This is a genomic window from Nocardia thailandica NBRC 100428, assembly GCF_000308795.1.
Taxonomy (GTDB): Bacteria; Actinomycetota; Actinomycetes; order Mycobacteriales; family Mycobacteriaceae; genus Nocardia; species Nocardia thailandica.
In genome coordinates this window covers 1-17,801 of record NZ_BAGK01000138.1, presented here as the reverse complement: position 1 = coordinate 17,801, position 17,801 = coordinate 1, and the positions used below count along the sequence as shown (strand labels likewise).

The following is a 17,801-nucleotide window of genomic DNA, read 5'->3' as shown; positions in this document are numbered from 1 at the left end:
CGCCGCGCTGGCCGCCCCCGTGGTCGCGGCGGGCCCCGCGACCGCCCACGTCACCGCGGTCGCCCCCGACGCCGCGCCGGGCGCCTACACCGTCGTCACGCTGCGGGTGCCGACGGAATCGGCGACGGCGGGGACCGTCGGCCTCGAGATCGACCTGCCCGACGACCACCCCCTCGCCGTCGTCCGCGCCGAGACCACGCCCGGGTGGACCGCCACCCTCCGGCAGACCCGCCTGGCCGCCCCGATCGACAACGGTCACGGACGGACGATCGACGAGGCGGTGACCGCGGTGACCTTCACCGCCCGCGACGGGGTCTCGGTGCCGCCGGGCGAGTTCGGCGAATTCCGGCTTCTGGTAGGCCCTTTCCCCGCCTCGGGCGTGCTGACGCTGCCCACCCGCCAGACCTACAGCGACGGGACCGTCGCCGCCTGGATCGAGCAGAGCCACGACGGCACCGAGGCCGACCGGCCCGCGCCCCGGATCCGGCTGACCGGCGCGGCGCACGGCGACGGACACGACACCCCCGCCGCCCCCACGGCCGCCGCGCCGCGGGGGTGGACCGGCCCGGCCGCCCTCGGCGTCGCGATCGCCGCCCTCGTCCTGGCCGGTATCGCGGTCCTGCGCGGGCGGCCTCGCGGACGGACGGCGTGACGGTGACGACCATGAGCGGATCACGGAGCGGCTGGACGGGATGGGCGCGGGCGCTGCGCGGACACCTCGCCGCGGGGGCGCGGCCCGGCGGCCGCGGTCTGCGGAAGATCACCGGCCCGGACGATCTGGCGGCGCTGTGGGCGCTGTCGGACGCGCGGGCGCACGCCGCCCATCGCACCGGCACGCCGGGCGTTCCGGCGCGGACGGACCCGGCGTGGCCCGACACGCTCGCCGTCTCGACCCTCACCTGGATGGCCTTCCTCGGTGGGTGACCTCCCGCCGGGCGCCCGGTCGGCCCCGGCGCGGAACCCGGGTGCCGGGAGCCCGCCCGCCGGCGTCCACCAGACAGGCGCAGGCCGGTGGGGCGTGTTCGCCCTGCTGACCCTCGCCCTGCTCGTCGCCCTCGCCTGGCCGGGCGCCGGACGCGCCGCCGCGCACGCGAATCCGGTGGGGACGCGGCCGGCCTACGGCACCGTGCTCGAACCGGGTCAGGGCGAGGTGTCGGTCACCTTCGACGAGCCGGTCACCGTGGCGGCCGGCGGGCTGACGGTGCTCGGCCGCGACGGCGAGCGGGTCGCCACCGGCGACCTGCGGTACGCCGACGGGGATCGCACCGTCCGCGCCGCGCTCCCCGCCGGCCTTGCCGAGGGCACCTACCTGCTCGGCTGGGTGGTGCTGTCCGCCGACGGGCACACCATCGGCGGATCCAGCGTCTTCGGTGTGGGCACCCCGCCCGACACCACCGTGCGCGCGCCGGACCCCGACCCCCTGCTCGCCGCGCTGGACACCATGGTCCGTCTGCTCTCGGCCCTGGGCTACCTCGGCATCGTCCTCGGTCTCGGCGTGCCGGTGGCGGTGGCCATCTGCGGCCCGGCCCCGCGCGCACCGGTCCGGCAACTCGGTCTCGTCGGCGCGGTCCTGGTCACCGCGACCGCCGCGGCGGAGCTGGTTCTCACCCCGGGCAGGCTCGCGGGCGCGGCGGGCTGGACCGATCCCGGCACCTGGTCGTCGGCGCTGACCTCCGGCACGGGCCTGGCCGCGCTGGGCAGCGTCCTGGGCGGGATGCTGCTCGTGCTCGCCCTGGGCGGGCGCGGCCGGCCCGCCGAGACGGCGTCGCGGGTCGTGCTCGCCGGCGGCGGGTACCGGGCGGCCGGGGTGTGCGCGGCGGTGCTGATCGTGGTGTCGGTGGCGGTGTCCGGGCACGCGGTCGCGGCGCCGGATCCCGCGCTCGCCGTGGTGGTGACCGTCGTCCACCTGGCGGCGATGACGGTCTGGGGCGGCGGCCTCGTCGCGGCGCTGCTGCTCTGGCGCGGCCGGGATCAGACCCCCGCGCTGCGGCGGTTCGCGTCGGTGGCCCTCGGCGCGGTCGCGGTGCTCGCCGGGACCGGGGCGGTCCAGGCGTGGCGCGCGGTCGACCCCGTCGCGTCCCTGTGGGATACCGGCTGGGGGCGGTTGCTGCTGCTGAAACTGGGATCGGTCGCGGCGGCGCTGGCTGTGGGCGGGCTGATCCGGCGGCATCTGCGCGCGCGGCCCGGTGTCCCGGCCCGGCGATGGCTCCGCGCCGAGACCGCCGCCGTCGGTGCCGTCCTGCTCGTCAGCGCGCTCCTGTCCGGCACCGCCCCCGCCCGTGACACCTACGATCCGCCCTGGCACGCCACGCTCGCGCTCGGTGAGGTCACCGCCGTCCTCGACATCGACGGCGCGAAGGCGGGGGAGCAGGAGCTCACCGTCCACCTCCGCGATCACACCGGCGCGGCCCTCGAGGTCCGTGACCTGGCCGCCCGGCTGACCAGGGCCGACGGCGACGTCCCGCTCGAGCTCGACGTCCGCCGCGTCACGCCGCCCGACCGCGCCCCCGACTTCTTCGCCGCCACCACCCGCGTCCCCGGCCCCGGCGAGTGGAAGCTCCGCGTCACCGTCACGGTCGACCGCCTGACCGCCCACACCGCCACGATCCCGTACCGGGTCTACTGAGCGCGCGGGGTGCCCTCTCCCGTCCGCGGCGCGCCGTCCCGGCCGCTCTCGTCGCGGACGGCGACTGTCCCGGCGGGTCCCTGCCCGGCTCCGAGCAGCGCGCCCAGCGCGCGACGATCGATCTTGCCGGTCGGGGTGCGGGGGAGCTCCGCGACGAACACCACGTCGCGGGGCGCCTTGAACCGGGCCGACCGGGACTTGACGAACTCGCGCACCTGCGCCGCGTCGACGGGGCCCGACCGGACGATCACCGCCGCGAGGCGGGCGCCGAACTCCTCGTCGGGCACGCCGAGCACCGCGGCCTCGGTCACCGCGGGGTGCCGGTAGAGCAGGTCCTCGACCTCGCCGGGGAAGACGTTCTCGCCGCCGGAGACGATCATGTCGTCGTCGCGGCCGTCGACGAACAGCCGGCCCGCCGCGTCGACGTGGCCCAGGTCCCCGGTGCTCATCAGGCCCGCACGCACGGCCTTCGTGCCGCCGCCGGAGTAGCCGCGGAAGGCCAGGGTGTTGCCGACGTGGACGGTGCCGACCCGGCCGGGCTCGGTCACGCGGCGCCCGACCTCGTCGAACAGGGCGACGGTGATCCCCACCGGCGGGCGCCCGACCGTGCCCGGGGCGGCCGCCCAGTCCGCGGGGGTGGCCACCGTGGCGGTGCCGGTCTCGGTGCAGCCGTAGAAGTTGTAGAGCACGGGACCGAACGTCGCCATCGCCCGGTCGCCGAGGGCGGCGGGCAGCGCCGCGCCTGCGGTGAAGACGACGCGCAGGGCCGAGGTGTCGTGGCGCGCCAGGCACGCGGGACCGAGATCCAGGATGCGGCGCAGCATCGTGGGCACGAGAACGACCATGTCGCACCGGTGTTCGGCGAGCTGTGCCAGCGCGCGCTCCGCGTCGAAGCGCCCGTGCAGCACGACGGTGGCGCCGAGGTTGAGGGCCAGCACGAACTGCGACAGCGCCGTGCCGTGGAACAGCGGCGCGCACAGCAGCACGGTCCCGCCCCGGCGCCACGGCACGCGATCGAGGAACTGGGCGCCGGCCAGCGGCGACTCGACGCGGCGCGGCGCGCCCTTGGGCGTGCCGGTGGTGCCGCCGGTCAGCAGGACGAAACCGCCCTGGCGCCGCGGCATTCGGTGCTCCGCGGTCCCGACCGGGTGCTCGGCGTCGAGCCGGGGCACCGAGGCGGGCACGGTGGCCGCGAGACCCCGCAGGCCGGGATCGGTGACCAGCGCGGTCACGCCTTCCCGCGCGCACACCTGCCGCACCTGCTCGCCGCCGAAACCGGTGTTGAGCAACACCAGCCGGGCGCCGAGCCGCGCGGCGGCGGCCATGGTCGCGACCAGCCGCACCGTGTCGGCGGCCAGGACCGCGATCGTGTCCCGGGGTCCTGCGCCGGCGGCGCGCCAGCGGGCCGCGAGCACCCCGGCCCGGTGGTCGAGCTCGCGATAGGTGTAGGCGCCGTCGGCGTCGACGAGCGCGATCCGGTCGGGCGTGCGGCGGGCCGACTCCCGGAGGCCGCCCGCGATCGGCCCCAGCCGCCGGACCGAGAACGACTGCCGCAGCAGCGATACCGGCCTGCGCAGATCGATCAGGCCCGCGCGCTGGAGCACGGACAGCTGACGGGCGGTCACCGCCGCGCGGGTGTGCGGGGCGCTCAGCATACCCGCGGCCCCGGGTCCGCACCGGCGACCACGGCCAGTACCCAGGCCACCGTGCCGAGCTCGGGGACGATCTCGGCGCTGAGATGCTCGGTGGCGGGCACCCGGAAGTAGCGCAGGTCGACCCCGCGCTCGCAGTAGGCGCGGGCGATGCCGTCGAAGGCGAGTTCGGCGGGCAGCAGCTGGTCGGTGGTCGAATGCCAGGCGAGCAGGGGCATGTCCGGGGTGTCCTCCGGATGCCCGAAGCTGGCCTCCGACAGCGCGTTCCGCACCACCGGATGATCGAGGATCGACGGGTCGGTCAGGTGGTTCGCCATCGGGCGCAGCAGGGTGGTCGCCACGACGGTGTAGAGGCAGCGGGTGCTCAGGTCCGCGGCGACCCGCGCGCCGTCGGGGGTGAGGTTCTCCCGCACCAGCCGGTCGAACTCGGGGTAGGCGCGGGCGAGCCCGAGGACCGCGAGCCAGCCGGTGAAACTGGCCTGCGGCTGCGCCCCGGAGATCGCGTAGGGGGCGATCGCGACCTTGTCGCCGGGGACGCCGCCCGCCGCGGCCGCGCGGATGTCGAGTTCCGGCGCGTAGCGGGCGTGCTTCTCGGCGGCCGAGGCCGTGGCGTTCCCGCCGCCGGAGTAGCCCCACAGGCCGACCGGTGCCTGCTCGAGTCCCAGCCCGGCCCGCTGCGCGGCGCGCACGCCGTCGAGCACCGCGTATCCCTCGCCGGGGGACATGATCGCGTTGTTCCTGCCGTCGAAGTCGGGGACCGCGACCACCGCGCCCGCCGCGAGGAACTGGGCCATGATCGCGATCTCCTTCTGCACCCCGGCCCGCAGTGTGTAGGACGGATTGCACTGCGGCCCCAGCGAATCGATGGCCTCCTGATAGGAGATCAGCGGCCGCGCCCCGGGCCCGAGCCAGGGAATGCCGGGCACGAGCACCGTCGTCGCGGTGACCGCCGCGCCGCCGAGGGCGTCGGTGCTGCGGTAGAGGACCTGGGTGGTGTGCACGGGCACCGGCAGGCCGAGGGAAGTGGTCTGCACCACCCGCGTCCGCACCACGTCGCCGGGCGCGAGGCGGTCGAGATCGGCGGGGTCGTCGTACCAGGGGTCGCGGTCGGGCGTGGGCAGCGGTACCACCGCGGGGTAGACCTGCGCCTCGTTCGGCAGCGGCGGGAGGGGGATGTCGTCGGCCGCGGCCGGACCCGCCGCGGCGGCGAGGACGACGGCCAGCAGGGCCGGGAAGGCGGAGCGGAGAGGACGGTGACCGGCCGCGCGTCGTTGCATGGCGACTCCTTCGATGGGGTGATCCCGATTACAGCATGCTGCCTTGTTCTGAACAAGATGGCTTGTTACTTTTGCCCCGGTGGGTATCGTGGGCGTGTGGCGGCTCCCGATCACTCCCTCGACACAGCTCGGTCCTCCGGCCCCCGCGGGCGGCGCATCCAAGGCCTCGACGCCGAGGAGCGGCGCGCCCGCCGGCGCGCGCAACTGCTGGACGCGGCCTTCGAGCTCATCGCCCGCGACGGGTTCGCGGGCACCTCCATCGAGCAGATCGCCCAGACGGCCTACGTGGGCAACAAGGCGTTCTACGAGCAGTTTGCGAGCAAGGAGGACTGCTATCTGGCGCTGCTGCAGCTGATCAGCGAACGCATCCAGGACCACGTCGCCGGGGCGCTGGCCGAGGTCGGCCCGGGCGACGACGCGCCCGCCGCGGTGATCGCCGCCTTCGCGCACGCCCTCGTCGACGATCCGCGCGTGGCCGCGGTGACCTTCGGCGAGGCCAGCGGGATCTCCCCGCGGGTCGAGGCCCAGCGCCGCGCCAATCGCCGGTGGGCCGCGGAGTTCCTGGAGAACCTGTGGCGCCGTGAGGGAATCGTCGCCGGCGATCCCGGCTTCGACACCCGGGCGCTGGCCGTGTCGACCGTCGGCGGGCTCTTCGACACCGTCGCGGACTGGTTGCACCACACGCCGGCCCGCGAGGAGGACATCGACAGCCTCGTCACCGACCTGACCACCTTCGCCCGCGTCGTGCACGCGGGGATCGCGGCGCTGGCCCGCTAGGGCCGCGACAGGTCACCGCTCGGTGCCGGGGTCCTCGGCCCGCGTCGCGGGGCGCGTCAGCCGGATGACGCCCGCGTCGAGATCGACGTCGACGCGCGGGCGGTGGGTTCGGCCGTCACCGTCCTCGCTGCCCTCGTCGCGCAGCTTCTGTCCCGGAAACAGCTCGCCCATGATGCCCACGCCTCCACGATAGCCGCGGGGCGTGGGCCGGGTCGCTCACCAGAAGCGGGGGGTGAGGCCCCAGTCGGCGAACTCGGCCGACAGCAGCGACTTCAGGGCCGTGCGGTCGGGGAAGCGGTCGGGGTCCCCGCCGGTCACGACCAGGGTCGCGGTGTCGTCGTCGCAGGAGAACGCCAGGTTGACGCCGACCTCGACGGTGCGGAACAGCTCGACCGAGGCGGGGTTGACCACCGGGCGCATGATCACGTCGCGGGCCCGCTGGCCGTCGAGGACGGCGATGTTCTGCGCGGTGCGGCCCATGTTGGTGCACAGGCATTCCGGAGCCTTGGCGGTGCGGGCGAACTTGTGCAGCACGGCCTTGGGCAGCAACATCTGCGCGGGCTGCATGTGCTGGATGGGCGGGATGGTCTCGGGCCTGCCGTACGCCTGCCCGACCGCCTTGAGCGCGGCCCGGATGGCGGGCAGGTCGGCGCGGGCGCCCGCCCGGTAGGTCACCGCGATCGGCAGGCCGGTCGTGGCGTTGGCGCGGCGGTCGTTCTCCTCGCGCAGCGAATGCGGGATGTCGACGCGGATGTCGGCGCCGTCGGGCAGGCGCCCGCTGCGGCCGAGGACGCCGACGGCGATGCCGATGAGCAGGCCGTTGGTCGTGCCGCCGTGCCGTTTCGCCACCGCCTCCCATTCGGCGAGGTCGACCTGGACGACGGCGTCGGAGGCCCGCCAGGTCGGGGCGTGGTCGAGGCGCGGCTCGGCGGGCCGCGGATTGCGCTCGGGTTCGCGCAGCCCACGCGACCGGCGCGCCAGCCGGATGCCGCGGGCCACGGCGCGCAGCTGGTGGACGGCGTCGGCGAGGTCGGCGCGCAGCTTGCCCGCGCCGGCGACCGGACCGACCAGCGCGCCGGAGCTCTGCGCACGGTCGGCGGGCAACCCGGCGTTGGCCCGGGTCAGGGAGTCGATCACGGCGTGCATGGCCGCGCCGCCGTCGCAGACGACGTGCGAGGCGACCAGGGTGACCAGCATGCCTCCCGAGGCGAGGGGGGCGGCCGCGAGCTGCCACACCAGGCCGCGTTCGGGATCGAACTCGACATCGCCCTGCGCGAGGAACCAGTCGAGGATGCCGTCCTCGGGCACGGGCACCTCGGAGTACCGCAGGGGCAGCGACTCCTCGGCGGGTTCCCAGTGCGGGCGGGCGACCGGGAACCGGGTGGGCCGGATGCGGCGGGCGATGAACCCGGTCGCCAGCTGGGCGTGCCAGCGCTCGAGGAACTCCCGCGAGACGGGGGCGTCGAAACGGTAGGCGAGCTGGTTGACGATGGCGTTCGGATACAGGCTGTGCAGCTTGTAGAACAGGTCGTCGTCGGCGGTGATGCGGTTGAGGCCGGCCTGCGCGGTGCGGACCGCGGGGGCGGGGGAGGTGACGGTCACGAAGGAACTCCTCAGCGGGAACGGAGAGTGCGCACGGTCAGCGGCGCGAAGACGGCGACCACGACCAGCGAGGCCACCAGCGACCACCAGGCGTCGGCGCCGACGGTGCCGTGATCGGCGAGGGCGCGCACGGCCGAGACCAGGTAGGAGACGGGGTTGAGGTCGGAGACGTGCTGCATCCAGCGCGGCATCGCCTGCTCGGGGACGAGGGCGTTGGAGGCGAAACCGAGGAAGGTCAGCACCAGCATCGACATGCCCTGCACCGCCGCGGGTTTGGCGATCCGGGCGCCGATGAAGGCGAACAGCCAGCTGATCGCGGTGGTCGCGAAGACGACCAGGGCGGCGCCCGCGACGAAGCCGCCCGGGTATTCGGGGCGGTAACCCATGCAGAACCCGACGATCACGACGGTGACCGCGGCGATCAGATACCGCACGGCACCCGCGAGCAGCGCCCCGGCCACCGGCGCCGAGCGCGCGATGGGCATGGCGGTGAACCGGTCGAAGACGCCGGAGCGGATGTCCTCGGACAGTGAGACCCCGGTGGCGACGGAGGAGGTGAGCACGATCTGGACGAGGACGCCCGGGATCATGATCGGTAGGTAGTTCTGCATGCTGCCGGCGATGGCGGTGCCGAAGATGCTGCCGAACAGGATGGGGCCGACGATGGGGAGCAGGATGGCGTCGTAGAGGAGTTGGGGGGAGTGTCGGAAGGTGAGCAGTCCGCGCCAGGCCATCATCAGCGACTGGTGCAGAGCGGCCAGGGGACCGACCCGGGTGATCCGCGGGGTGCGCGCGATCCGGGTGGCCTGCGTGGACTCGGTGGTCAGCGTCATCGAGAGCTCTCTCCTCAGGCCGCGTCGGCGCGGTCGGCGGCGTGCCCGGTCAGCGCCAGGAAGACTTCGTTCAGGTCGGGTCGGTCCACCGCGAAGCCGCGCAGGGTGATCCCGGCGGTCCGGCAGGCGGCCACGATGTCGGCGCCCAGGTCCGCGTCGCGCAGACCCACCGTCAGCGTCCCGGCCGACGAGCCCTCGGGCACGTCGCCGGTGAGGTCGGCGATGAGCCCCTCGGCCCGGCGGCGATCGGCGGGGTCGGGGATGTCCAGGCGCAGCACCTGGTCGCCGATCGAGGCCTTCAGCTCGGCCGGGGTGCCCTCGGCGACCAGGCTGCCGCGGTCGATCACCGCGATCCGGTCGGCCAGCGCGTCGGCCTCCTCCAGGTACTGGGTGGTCAGCAGCACCGTCGCCCCCCGCGCGACCAGCCCGCGGATGACACCCCACATGCGTTCGCGGGTGTGCGGGTCCAGGCCCGTGGTCGGTTCGTCGAGGAAGATCAGCGGCGGATCGGTGATCAGGGTGGCGGCCAGGTCGAGGCGGCGGCGCATGCCGCCGGAGAACGCGCCGACGCCGCGGTTGCCGACCGCCGACAGCTCGAACTCGTCGAGGAGTTCGGCGGCGCGGTCGGCCGCGGCGCGGCGGGACAGGCCGAGCAGCCGGCCGAACAGGCGCAGGTTCTCGGTGGCGGTGAGGGTCTCGTCGACCGAGGCGTACTGGCCGGTGAGCCCGATCATCGAGCGCACCGCCACCGCGTCGCGGACGACGTCGTAGCCGAAGACCTCGGCGTGGCCGCGGTCGGGGCGCAGCAAGGTGGCCAGCATGCGCACGGTGGTCGTCTTGCCCGCGCCGTTGGGGCCGAGCACGGCGAACACGGTGCCCGCCGGGACACTCAGGTCGATCGCGCCGACCGCGCGGAAGTCGCCGAAGGACTTGCCGAGCCCGGCGGTGGTGATGGCGATATCGGTACTCACAGCGGCCTCCCGGCGGGTAGTTCGTGGGACACGTGCTGGGCCAGGTACTCGACCTGGTCGGCGGCCTGGGCCACGCCCTTGTCGCCGAACGCGGCGGCGTAGGCGCGGACCCGCGCGACCAGGTCGGGCTCGCCGACCCGGTCGAGCAGGCCGGTCAGCCGCGCCGCGGTCAGGTCGCGGGCGGGCAGGGTGGCGGCCAGGCCCTGCCTGCGCAGGGCCTGGCCCCAATAGGGCTGATCGGCCTGGATCGAGCAGATGACCTGCGGGACACCGGCACGCAGCGCCGCGGCGGTGGTGCCCGCCCCGCCGTGGTGCACGGCGGCCACGCAGCGCGGCAGCACCGCGGCGTGGTCGACCTGCTCCACGACGGCCACCTCGGGGGAGTAGCCGGTGGCGATCCCGGCCCACCCCGAGGCGAGCAACAGCCGCGTGCCGCGCCGCGCGCAGACCTCCCGCAGCATGCGCACCAGGGCGGCCGGATCGTCGACGGCCATCGAGCCGAAACCGACGTACACCGGCGCGTCACCCGCGTCGAGCCAGGCGTCGAGTTCGGCGTCGCCCGCGCCGCGCAGCACCCCGTCGCGGTCGACGGGGAAACCGGTCACCGGATGCCGCGCGGGCAGCTCGGCGGCCAGCCCGGGGAACAGATCGATGTCGTAGGCCTGGATCGACACCCGTTGCGGCACCGGCGGATACGCGGCGTACGGGGCGAGGGTGCCCGCCAGGGCCGTGTCCCGCGCCCAGCGCAGGCCCCGCCAGATCCGGCGGTTGAGGGCGCCGGGGACGCGCGGTCCCCAGGCGGCCGGGACCACCGGGATCGACCGGCACGGATGGATCGGGAAGAAGTGCACCGCGGCCAGCGGCAACCCGTGACGGCGGGCGGCCGCGTCGGCGGCCTCCTCGCCGGCCATGCCGGTCACCATCACGTCGTGGCCCGGCGCCACGTCGACGAGGTCCCGGACGGCCTCGGCGACCCCGCGGCGCTGCAGATCCAGCACCGCCCGCAGCCGTTGGCGCGGGTCCGGGCTGTGGAAGCGACGGTCCTCGTGCTGGGTGCGCAGCAGTTCCGCGCTGTCCCAGCCGAATCCGATCGCCTCGATCCCGTGCCCGGCGGCGAAACCGACCAGGTTCGGCGACAGCGCGAGGGTCACCGCGTGCCCGCGAGCGGTGAGCTCGCGGGCCAGCAGGATGCCCGGTTGGGCATCACCACGGCTGCCGGTGAAGGCCAGCAGTGCGCGCATCGGCGATCAGCTCGCGCTCAGGGCCGCCGGTGCGCTCTCGGCGGCCGCGTCGGCGACCGGGACGGCCAGAGCGGTGACGGCGTAGATCGCGCGGGCGAACTCGGCCAGGAAGGCGTCCATGATCTCGGCGGGCAGACCGGCCGGGTACCGGGTCGACACGTACAGGCCCTCGGGGCCGCGCACGACCCAGAAGTACACCTCGTCGGTCGAGTAGGACACCGCGCGCAGCGTGCGGCCCCGCAGGTCGGCGACCAGCTCGTAGTCCGGGAGCATGCGGATGTCGAGGAAGGAGGCGCCGTAGACCGGGCCCGACAGCGCGCCGACCATGGCCAGCGACCGGCCCCAGGAGGCGTCGTTGCACAGGTGGGCCCGCTTGAGCGCGGCGCGGGTGGCGTCGAGCGCCGCGCCCATGTCGGCGCCCGGGTCGAGGGTGATGTCGACGGGGACGACGTTGACGAACCAGCCCATCGACTCGAGCCACTCGAGGTCGGGGCGGGTCGCGATCGGCATGACCGTGCGGAACCGGTTCTCGCCGAACACCTCCCGGGTCGCCATCGCCAGCGCGGCGAACACGGTGACCGAGAGCCGGTGCTTGACGCGGTCGAGGGCGGCCTCGACCTCCTCGAGCTGCTCGAGGCTCAGCACCGTGCGCGAGACGCTGGGCTGGGCGTGCTCGCCCTCGAGCTCGACGACGTGCTCGGCGCCGAAGCGCGGCATGGGCGAGCCGGGCTCGCCGAGGAAGTCGCGCCAGACGCCGACGGCGGGGGAGTCGGGGGTCAGTTCCTCGGCGGCGGCGCGCTCGATGGCGGCGAAGTCGGCGGGACTGCCGAAGGTGGCCGAGTCGCGGATCTCGCCGCCGGTGGTGACCGCGGTGTAGAGGGTGCGCAGTTCGAGGATGAGCACGGCCTGGGAGTAGGCGTCCAGCACCGAGTGGTCGGCGCCGACGAGCACGGTGAAGTCGGCGGTGTCGTGGGCGACGGTGGCCACCAGCAGGTGCGGCCAGGTCAGCGCGGACAGGCGCAGCTCGCACGCCTCCTCGAGGTAGGCGTTGATGGCGTCGCCGTCGGTGAGGCCGGCGACCGCGGCGCCGGTCACCCGGACGGTGCCGGGTGCGGTGGTGATGCGGTGGTAGTCGCCGCCGGGCAGCGGGGCGACGGTGGTGCGGAAGCCCTCGTGGCGGTCGTGCCACAGCTCGAGGGTGCGGGCCCAGGCCGCCGCGTCGAGCGGGGCGTCCATCTCGAAGATCGTGCCGATCCAGCGGCCCTTGCCCGGTCGCGGGTCGGCGGGGTCGAGGAAGCCCAGGTACTGGGTGTGCACGCTGGCCAGGGCGCGATCGTCGTCGGCCCAGGACGCGGGATCGGTGACTTCGGGGGTCCAGATGGTCAGATCGCCGGAGCGGATCCGGAATTCGGACAGGTGGGTGTATTCCATGCCGGTCACCTCAGGGAAGAACATGCCGAAATCGGCAGACGAACAAGGGGGATCGGCGGCGCGGGCTGCGCCGCCGTGCGGTGCTTGGGATCCCCTACTTGGATGGAGCCGGCGAACCCTGGGCTACTCGGAGTCTATAACTCTGAGATAACTCTGAGAGTTGGTACGTCGGCGGACCAACTATGTGAAGTGGATCACTTTCAGATTGTGGCAGACCACAAGTCTGGTGGTCAACCTATGTCCTCGCGGAATTTCGCGCATTGAAACGACACTTTTCCGAAAAATTACCCGGCACGCCCACGCCCCCCGGAATTCGGGGCTCTGTAACAGCAATGACGTGTGCGTGATCGGGAAATGTCACGGATACGCGGCGTGTGATCGCACCGTGATAGCGATGTGTGATGAATGACGGTGATAGCGGATGGCTTTCGCCACGTTGCCATAGCCGACTCAGACAGTCGCGGGGCTGTCCGCCGGTTCGCGGGCCGCCGTCTCGGGAACCGGCCAGCGCGCATCGATGATCAGCCCGACGATGCCGAGGGCGAAGCATCCGCCCGACACGAGCAGCATGGCCGGGTCGGTGTCGGCGGTGAGGGAGCCGACCAGGGTCACGGTGCCGAAGGTGCCCGGCGCCGACCCGAGTACGGTCGCCGCGAGGTAGGGCAGCGGACGGACCGAGGAGAGCCCGCAGCAGTAGTTGACCACCGAGAACGGCGCCACCGGGATCATCCGCAGCGAGGCGACGGCCAGCCAGCCCCGCCGGGCCAGCCGCTCGTTGACCGCCCGCACCGCGGGATGGGTGAGATGGGGAGCCACGCGCTCGCGGCCGAGGGCGCGCACGCCGCCGAGGGCGAGCATCGCCGCCACCGCGCTCGCGCCCAGCGCCAGCGACCCGCCGAGCAGCGGGCCGAACAGGATCCCGCTGGTGACGGTGAGCACAGTCCGCGGTACCGGCGCGACCGCGACGACGGCGTAGAAGAGGAAGAACAGCACCGGCAGCAGGGGACCCGACGCACCGGCCCAATTCCGGATCGCCTCAGGTGAGGGCAGGGGCACGACCGCCGCGACGGCGAACAGCGCCGCGACCGCCGCGAGGATCGCGAGGATACGGGGATTGCGGAACAGTCGGGCCACCGGCGAAGCCTACCGGCCGGTACGCCCCGCGCCGCTTGTCGGCCTCGGGCACATCGTTAGCATCGAGGAGAACCGGACGTGTCCTGGTTCACCGAGGCATGCGCGCTGCGGCGCGGATCTCCCGGGAGCGGCAGTACACCGGGGTGCGGTCGACGAGAAGTGGAAGAGAGAACAGCAGCTATGCCTAATGGTTCAGCATCGGGCGCGGGGATCGCGCCGGATCCGGTGCCCGAATACGCCGCGTGGCGCAAGGGTGTGGCAGGCGTGCTGGCGAAGGCGCGCCGGGTCGAGCCCGCCGATCTGCCCGCCGAGCCCGAGCATCTGCTCGATGAGACGACCTACGACGGCCTCACCGTCGCGCCGCTGTACACGCGCCGCGACGAGCTGCCCGAGCAGCCGCTGCCGGGCGCCTTCCCCTACGTGCGCGGCGGCGACGCCACCCGTGATCCGCAGCGCGGCTGGTTCGTCGCGGCCGCCGCGGGGGAGTCCACCGGCGCCGCCACCCGTGAGGCGATCCTGACCGGACTGGAGAACGGCGTCAGCGCCCTCGTCCTGACCGTGGGCGCGGGCGGCCTGCCCGTCGCCGAGATCGGCGCGGCCCTCGACGGCGTCCTGTTCGACCTCGCGCCGGTCACCCTGGCCGCGGGCGCCGACACGACCGCCGCGGCCGACGCGCTGTTCGCCGCGCTGGACGCCTACGAGCTCGCCGACCGGGCGCGGATCCGGGCCGGTCTCGGCGCCGCCCCGCTGACCAGCGCCTTCGCCGGTACCCCGGACGTCACCCCGGACGAGGCCGTCGCCCTGGCGCAGCGGGCCGCCGCCCGCGCGGAGACCGTGCGCGCGCTCACCGTCGACGGCACCGCCTTCCACGACGCGGGCGCGGCCGACGCCCAGGAAGTCGGCGCCGCGGTGGCCGCCGGACTCGAGTACCTGCGCCTGCTGACCGGCGCCGGCGTCGACATCGCCGAGGCCTTCGGGCAGCTGGAGTTCCGCTTCGCCGCCACCGACGACCAGTTCGCCACCATCGTGAAGTTCCGTGCGGCCCGGCAGCTCTGGGCCCGTGTGGCGCAGGTCTGCGGGGCGCCCGCCTTCGGCGCGGCCCCCCAGCACGCGGTGACCTCGGCGGCCATGCTGACCCAGCGCGACCCGTGGGTGAACCTGCTGCGCACGACCCTGGCCGCCTTCGGCGCCGGTGTCGGCGGCGCGGACTCGGTGCTGGTCGCCCCCTTCGACTCCGCGCTGCCGCCGGGCGAACTCGGTGTCTCCGCGTCGTTCTCGCAGCGCATGGCGCGCAACGTCCAGCTGCTGCTGCTCGAGGAGTCCCACCTCGGCCACGTCCAGGACCCGGGCGCGGGCTCGTGGTACATCGAGGACGCCACCGCCGCCCTGGCCGCCAAGGCATGGGAGTTCATGCAGGAACTCGAGGCCGCGGGCGGTTACACCGCGGCGCGGACCTCCGGGCTGCTGGCCGAGCGGATCGCCGCGACCGCCGCCGCCCGCGCCGCCGACATCGCCCACCGCCGCACGGCGGTCACCGGCGTCAACGAGTTCCCGAACCTGGCCGAGCCCGCCCTGTCCGAGCAGGCGAGGCAGCCCGGCCCGACCGTCCGCTACGGCGCCGCCTTCGAGGCCCTGCGCGACCGGTCCGACGCCTACCTGGCCGCCAACGGCGCCCGGCCCACCGCCCTGCTGGTGCCGCTGGGCCCGGTCGCCGAACACAACGTCCGCACCATCTTCGCCGCCAACCTCCTCGCGTCCGGCGGCATCGAAGCGGTGCAGCGCGGACCGCTCGCCCCCGGCGACATCGCCGCCGCGGCGAAGGAGTCCGGCGCGCCGATCGCGGTGCTGTGCGGATCCGACGCCCGCTACGGCGAACAGGCCGGCGCGGCCGTCGCCGAACTGCGCGGCGCGGGAATCGAGACCGTCCTGCTCGCCGGCCCGGAGAAGGCCGTCGCCGACGTGGCGGGCGAGCAGCGACCCGACGGGTTCCTGACCGCGCGCATCGACGCGGTCGCGACCCTGTCGGCGCTGCTGGAGAAGGTGGGAGCCTGATGACGACATCCGAGATCGAGCACATCGTCGGCAGTTTCGCCGAGGTGCCGCTGACCGAGCGGGCGCCCGAGCCCGCCGCGGTCGACGCCGCGCAGGTGAGCGAGTTCGTCGCCGCGGCCGCCGCGGCCAACGACGCGACCCCCGACCAGCTGACCTGGTCGACCCCCGAGGGCATCGACGTGCCGCCGGTGTTCACCAAGGCCGACCGGGACGCCGTCGTCGCCGAGGGCTATCCGCTCGACACGGTGCCCGGCGTCGCGCCGTTCCTGCGCGGCCCGTACCCGACGATGTATGTCAACCAGCCGTGGACGATCCGCCAGTACGCGGGCTTCTCCACCGCCGCGGACTCCAACGCCTTCTACCGCCGCAATCTGCAGGCGGGCCAGAAGGGCCTCTCGGTCGCCTTCGACCTGGCCACCCACCGCGGCTACGACTCCGATCACCCGCGCGTGCAGGGCGACGTCGGCATGGCGGGCGTGGCCATCGACTCCATCCTGGACATGCGCCAGCTCTTCGACCAGATCCCGCTGGATCAGGTGTCGGTGTCGATGACCATGAACGGCGCGGTGCTGCCCATCCTGGCGCTCTACGTCGTGGCGGCCGAGGAACAGGGCGTCACCCCCGACAAGCTGGCCGGAACCATTCAGAACGACATTCTGAAGGAGTTCATGGTCCGCAACACCTACATCTACCCGCCCAAGCCCTCGATGCGGATCATCTCCGACATCTTCGCCTACACCAGCGCGGAGATGCCGAAGTTCAACTCGATCTCCATCTCCGGCTACCACATCCAGGAAGCAGGCGCGACGGCCGACCTGGAGCTGGCCTACACCCTCGCCGACGGTGTGGAGTACATCCGGGCCGGCATCGCCGCGGGCATGGACGTGGACAAGTTCGCCCCGCGCCTGTCGTTCTTCTGGGCCATCGGCATGAACTTCTTCATGGAGGTCGCCAAGCTGCGCGCGGGCAGGCTGCTGTGGAGCGAACTGGTGAGCGAGTTCGGGCCCAAGAGCTCGAAATCGCTGTCGCTGCGCACCCATTCGCAGACCTCGGGCTGGTCGCTGACCGCCCAGGACGCCTACAACAACGTGGCGCGCACGTGCATCGAGGCGATGGCCGCGACCCAGGGCCACACCCAGTCGCTGCACACCAACGCCCTCGACGAGGCCCTGGCGCTGCCCACGGACTTCTCCGCCCGCATCGCCCGCAACACCCAGCTGCTCATCCAGCAGGAGTCCAACACCACGCGCCCGATCGACCCGTGGGGCGGCTCCTACTACGTGGAGTGGCTGACCCACCAGCTCGCCGAGCGCGCCCGCGCGCACATCGCCGAGGTGGAGGCGCACGGCGGCATGGCCCAGGCCATCTCCGAAGGCATCCCGAAGCTGCGCATCGAGGAGGCCGCGGCCCGCACCCAGGCCCGCATCGACACCGGCCAGCAGCCGGTGATCGGCGTCAACAAGTACCAGGTCGCCGAGGACCAGCAGGTCGAGGTGCTCAAGGTCGAGAACTCGCGCGTGCGCGCCGAGCAGATCGAGAAGCTGGAACGCCTGCGCGCCGAACGTGATCCGGCCGCCGTCGAGGCCGCGCTGGCCGACCTGACCCGCGCCGCCGCCTCGACCGAGGGCGGCATGGAGAACAACCTGCTCGCCCTGGCCATCGCCGCCGCGCGCGCCAAGGCCACGGTCGGCGAGATCTCCGACGCGCTCGAGAAGGTCTACGGCCGCCACCAGGCCGAGATCCGGACCCTGTCCGGCGTCTACCGCGAGGAGGCGGGCAAGGTGAGCAACATCAGCAAGGCCATCGACCTGGTCGCCGAGTTCGCCGAGGCCGAGGGCCGTCGTCCCCGCATCCTGGTCGCCAAGATGGGCCAGGACGGCCACGACCGCGGCCAGAAGGTGATCGCCACCGCCTTCGCCGACCTCGGCATGGACGTCGACGTGGGCCCGCTGTTCCAGACCCCCGAGGAGGTCGCGCAGCAGGCGGCGGACAACGACGTGCACATCGTCGGCGTCTCCTCCCTGGCCGCGGGCCACCTCACGCTGGTGCCCGCCCTGCGGCAGGCACTGGCCGATGTCGGCCGCCCCGACATCATGGTCATCGTCGGCGGTGTCATCCCGCCCGGTGACTTCGACGAGCTGTACGAGGCGGGCGCGGCGGCGATCTTCCCGCCCGGCACCGTGATCGCCGACGCGGCCATCGACC

The 17,801-nt window shown here is 73.8% G+C and carries 15 protein-coding genes; 6 read left to right on the top strand and 9 right to left on the bottom strand.

Going from position 1 to position 17,801, the window contains the following annotated elements:
• The 3 genes from ON36_RS15345 to ON36_RS15335 all read left to right on the top strand — a co-directional run.
• On the top strand, positions 1-652 hold a 652-nt coding region (locus tag ON36_RS15345; RefSeq protein WP_043653223.1), incomplete at its 5' end, for a YcnI family protein.
• Between the two features lie 11 nt (positions 653-663).
• Positions 664-924 (top strand): hypothetical protein, encoded by a 261-nt coding sequence (locus ON36_RS15340; protein ID WP_157224882.1) that lies wholly within the window; start codon positions 664-666, stop codon positions 922-924.
• 94 nt (positions 925-1,018) lie between these two features.
• Positions 1,019-2,626 carry a copper resistance CopC/CopD family protein gene (locus ON36_RS15335; protein ID WP_043653207.1) on the top strand — a complete coding sequence of 536 codons (1,608 nt, stop codon included), beginning with the start codon at positions 1,019-1,021 and terminating at the stop codon, positions 2,624-2,626.
• Here the strand turns inward: ON36_RS15335 and ON36_RS15330 are convergent.
• Positions 2,620-4,281: an AMP-binding protein gene (locus ON36_RS15330; protein WP_083885159.1), complete on the bottom strand. Its 1,662-nt coding sequence runs from the start codon at positions 4,279-4,281 to the stop codon at positions 2,620-2,622. The two genes, ON36_RS15335 and ON36_RS15330, sit on opposite strands and share 7 nt — an antisense overlap.
• Positions 4,275-5,555 carry a lipase family protein gene (locus tag ON36_RS15325; RefSeq protein ID WP_043653205.1) on the bottom strand — a complete coding sequence of 427 codons (1,281 nt, stop codon included), beginning with the start codon at positions 5,553-5,555 and terminating at the stop codon, positions 4,275-4,277. The genes ON36_RS15330 and ON36_RS15325 overlap by 7 nt, the downstream gene beginning before the upstream one ends.
• A 96-nt stretch (positions 5,556-5,651) precedes the next feature.
• Here ON36_RS15325 and ON36_RS15320 point away from each other — a divergent pair, with 96 nt between their 5' ends.
• A complete protein-coding gene (locus tag ON36_RS15320) occupies positions 5,652-6,332 on the top strand; it encodes a TetR/AcrR family transcriptional regulator (RefSeq protein WP_043653202.1) in 681 nt (226 codons plus the stop codon).
• Positions 6,333-6,344: 12 nt separating this feature from the next.
• Here ON36_RS15320 and ON36_RS34730 read toward each other — a convergent pair whose 3' ends face one another.
• The 7 genes from ON36_RS34730 to ON36_RS15290 form a co-directional block, all read right to left on the bottom strand.
• Positions 6,345-6,512: a hypothetical protein gene (locus tag ON36_RS34730; RefSeq protein WP_157224881.1), complete on the bottom strand. Its 168-nt coding sequence runs from the start codon at positions 6,510-6,512 to the stop codon at positions 6,345-6,347.
• Positions 6,513-6,548: 36 nt separating this feature from the next.
• The gene (locus tag ON36_RS15315; protein WP_043653200.1) at positions 6,549-7,934 is read right to left on the bottom strand and encodes an amino acid adenylation domain-containing protein; all 1,386 of its coding nucleotides are present in this window, start codon (positions 7,932-7,934) and stop codon (positions 6,549-6,551) included.
• Positions 7,935-7,945: 11 nt separating this feature from the next.
• Positions 7,946-8,767, bottom strand: a complete 822-nt coding sequence (locus ON36_RS15310) for an ABC transporter permease (protein ID WP_083885157.1) — start codon at positions 8,765-8,767, stop codon at positions 7,946-7,948.
• A 14-nt stretch (positions 8,768-8,781) separates the two neighbouring features.
• On the bottom strand, positions 8,782-9,738 hold the full coding sequence (locus tag ON36_RS15305; RefSeq protein ID WP_043653199.1) for a daunorubicin resistance protein DrrA family ABC transporter ATP-binding protein: 957 nt from the start codon (positions 9,736-9,738) through the stop codon (positions 8,782-8,784).
• Positions 9,735-10,979, bottom strand: a complete 1,245-nt coding sequence (locus ON36_RS15300) for a glycosyltransferase (RefSeq protein WP_052314024.1) — start codon at positions 10,977-10,979, stop codon at positions 9,735-9,737. The genes ON36_RS15305 and ON36_RS15300 overlap by 4 nt, the downstream gene beginning before the upstream one ends.
• Before the next feature lie 6 nt (positions 10,980-10,985).
• Entirely contained in the window at positions 10,986-12,410 is a 1,425-nt protein-coding gene (locus ON36_RS15295) for a condensation domain-containing protein (protein WP_083885161.1), read from the bottom strand.
• Between the two features lie 450 nt (positions 12,411-12,860).
• Positions 12,861-13,544, bottom strand: coding sequence for a TVP38/TMEM64 family protein (locus tag ON36_RS15290; RefSeq protein ID WP_085999627.1), 684 nt, complete (start codon positions 13,542-13,544; stop codon positions 12,861-12,863).
• Between the two features lie 180 nt (positions 13,545-13,724).
• Between ON36_RS15290 and ON36_RS15285 the strand changes: the two genes are divergently transcribed.
• Both ON36_RS15285 and scpA read left to right on the top strand, forming a co-directional pair.
• Positions 13,725-15,596 carry a methylmalonyl-CoA mutase family protein gene (locus ON36_RS15285; protein ID WP_052314023.1) on the top strand — a complete coding sequence of 624 codons (1,872 nt, stop codon included), beginning with the start codon at positions 13,725-13,727 and terminating at the stop codon, positions 15,594-15,596.
• Positions 15,596-17,801 (top strand): methylmalonyl-CoA mutase (gene scpA / locus ON36_RS15280; RefSeq protein ID WP_043653190.1); only part of this gene is annotated, 2,206 nt, incomplete at its 3' end. The genes ON36_RS15285 and scpA, both read left to right, overlap by 1 nt.

What these genes read in the sequence shown, in the direction of transcription:
- ON36_RS15340 (WP_157224882.1), top strand. Translation starts at nt 664, where the DNA reads ATGAGCGGATCACGGAGCGGCTGGACGGGATGGGCGCGGGCGCTGCGC.
- ON36_RS15330 (WP_083885159.1), bottom strand. Translation starts at nt 4,281, where the DNA reads ATGCTGAGCGCCCCGCACACCCGCGCGGCGGTGACCGCCCGTCAGCTG.
- ON36_RS15325 (WP_043653205.1), bottom strand. Translation starts at nt 5,555, where the DNA reads ATGCAACGACGCGCGGCCGGTCACCGTCCTCTCCGCTCCGCCTTCCCG.
- ON36_RS15310 (WP_083885157.1), bottom strand. Translation starts at nt 8,767, where the DNA reads ATGACGCTGACCACCGAGTCCACGCAGGCCACCCGGATCGCGCGCACC.
- ON36_RS15300 (WP_052314024.1), bottom strand. Translation starts at nt 10,979, where the DNA reads ATGCGCGCACTGCTGGCCTTCACCGGCAGCCGTGGTGATGCCCAACCG.
- ON36_RS15295 (WP_083885161.1), bottom strand. Translation starts at nt 12,410, where the DNA reads ATGGAATACACCCACCTGTCCGAATTCCGGATCCGCTCCGGCGATCTG.
- ON36_RS15285 (WP_052314023.1), top strand. Translation starts at nt 13,725, where the DNA reads ATGCCTAATGGTTCAGCATCGGGCGCGGGGATCGCGCCGGATCCGGTG.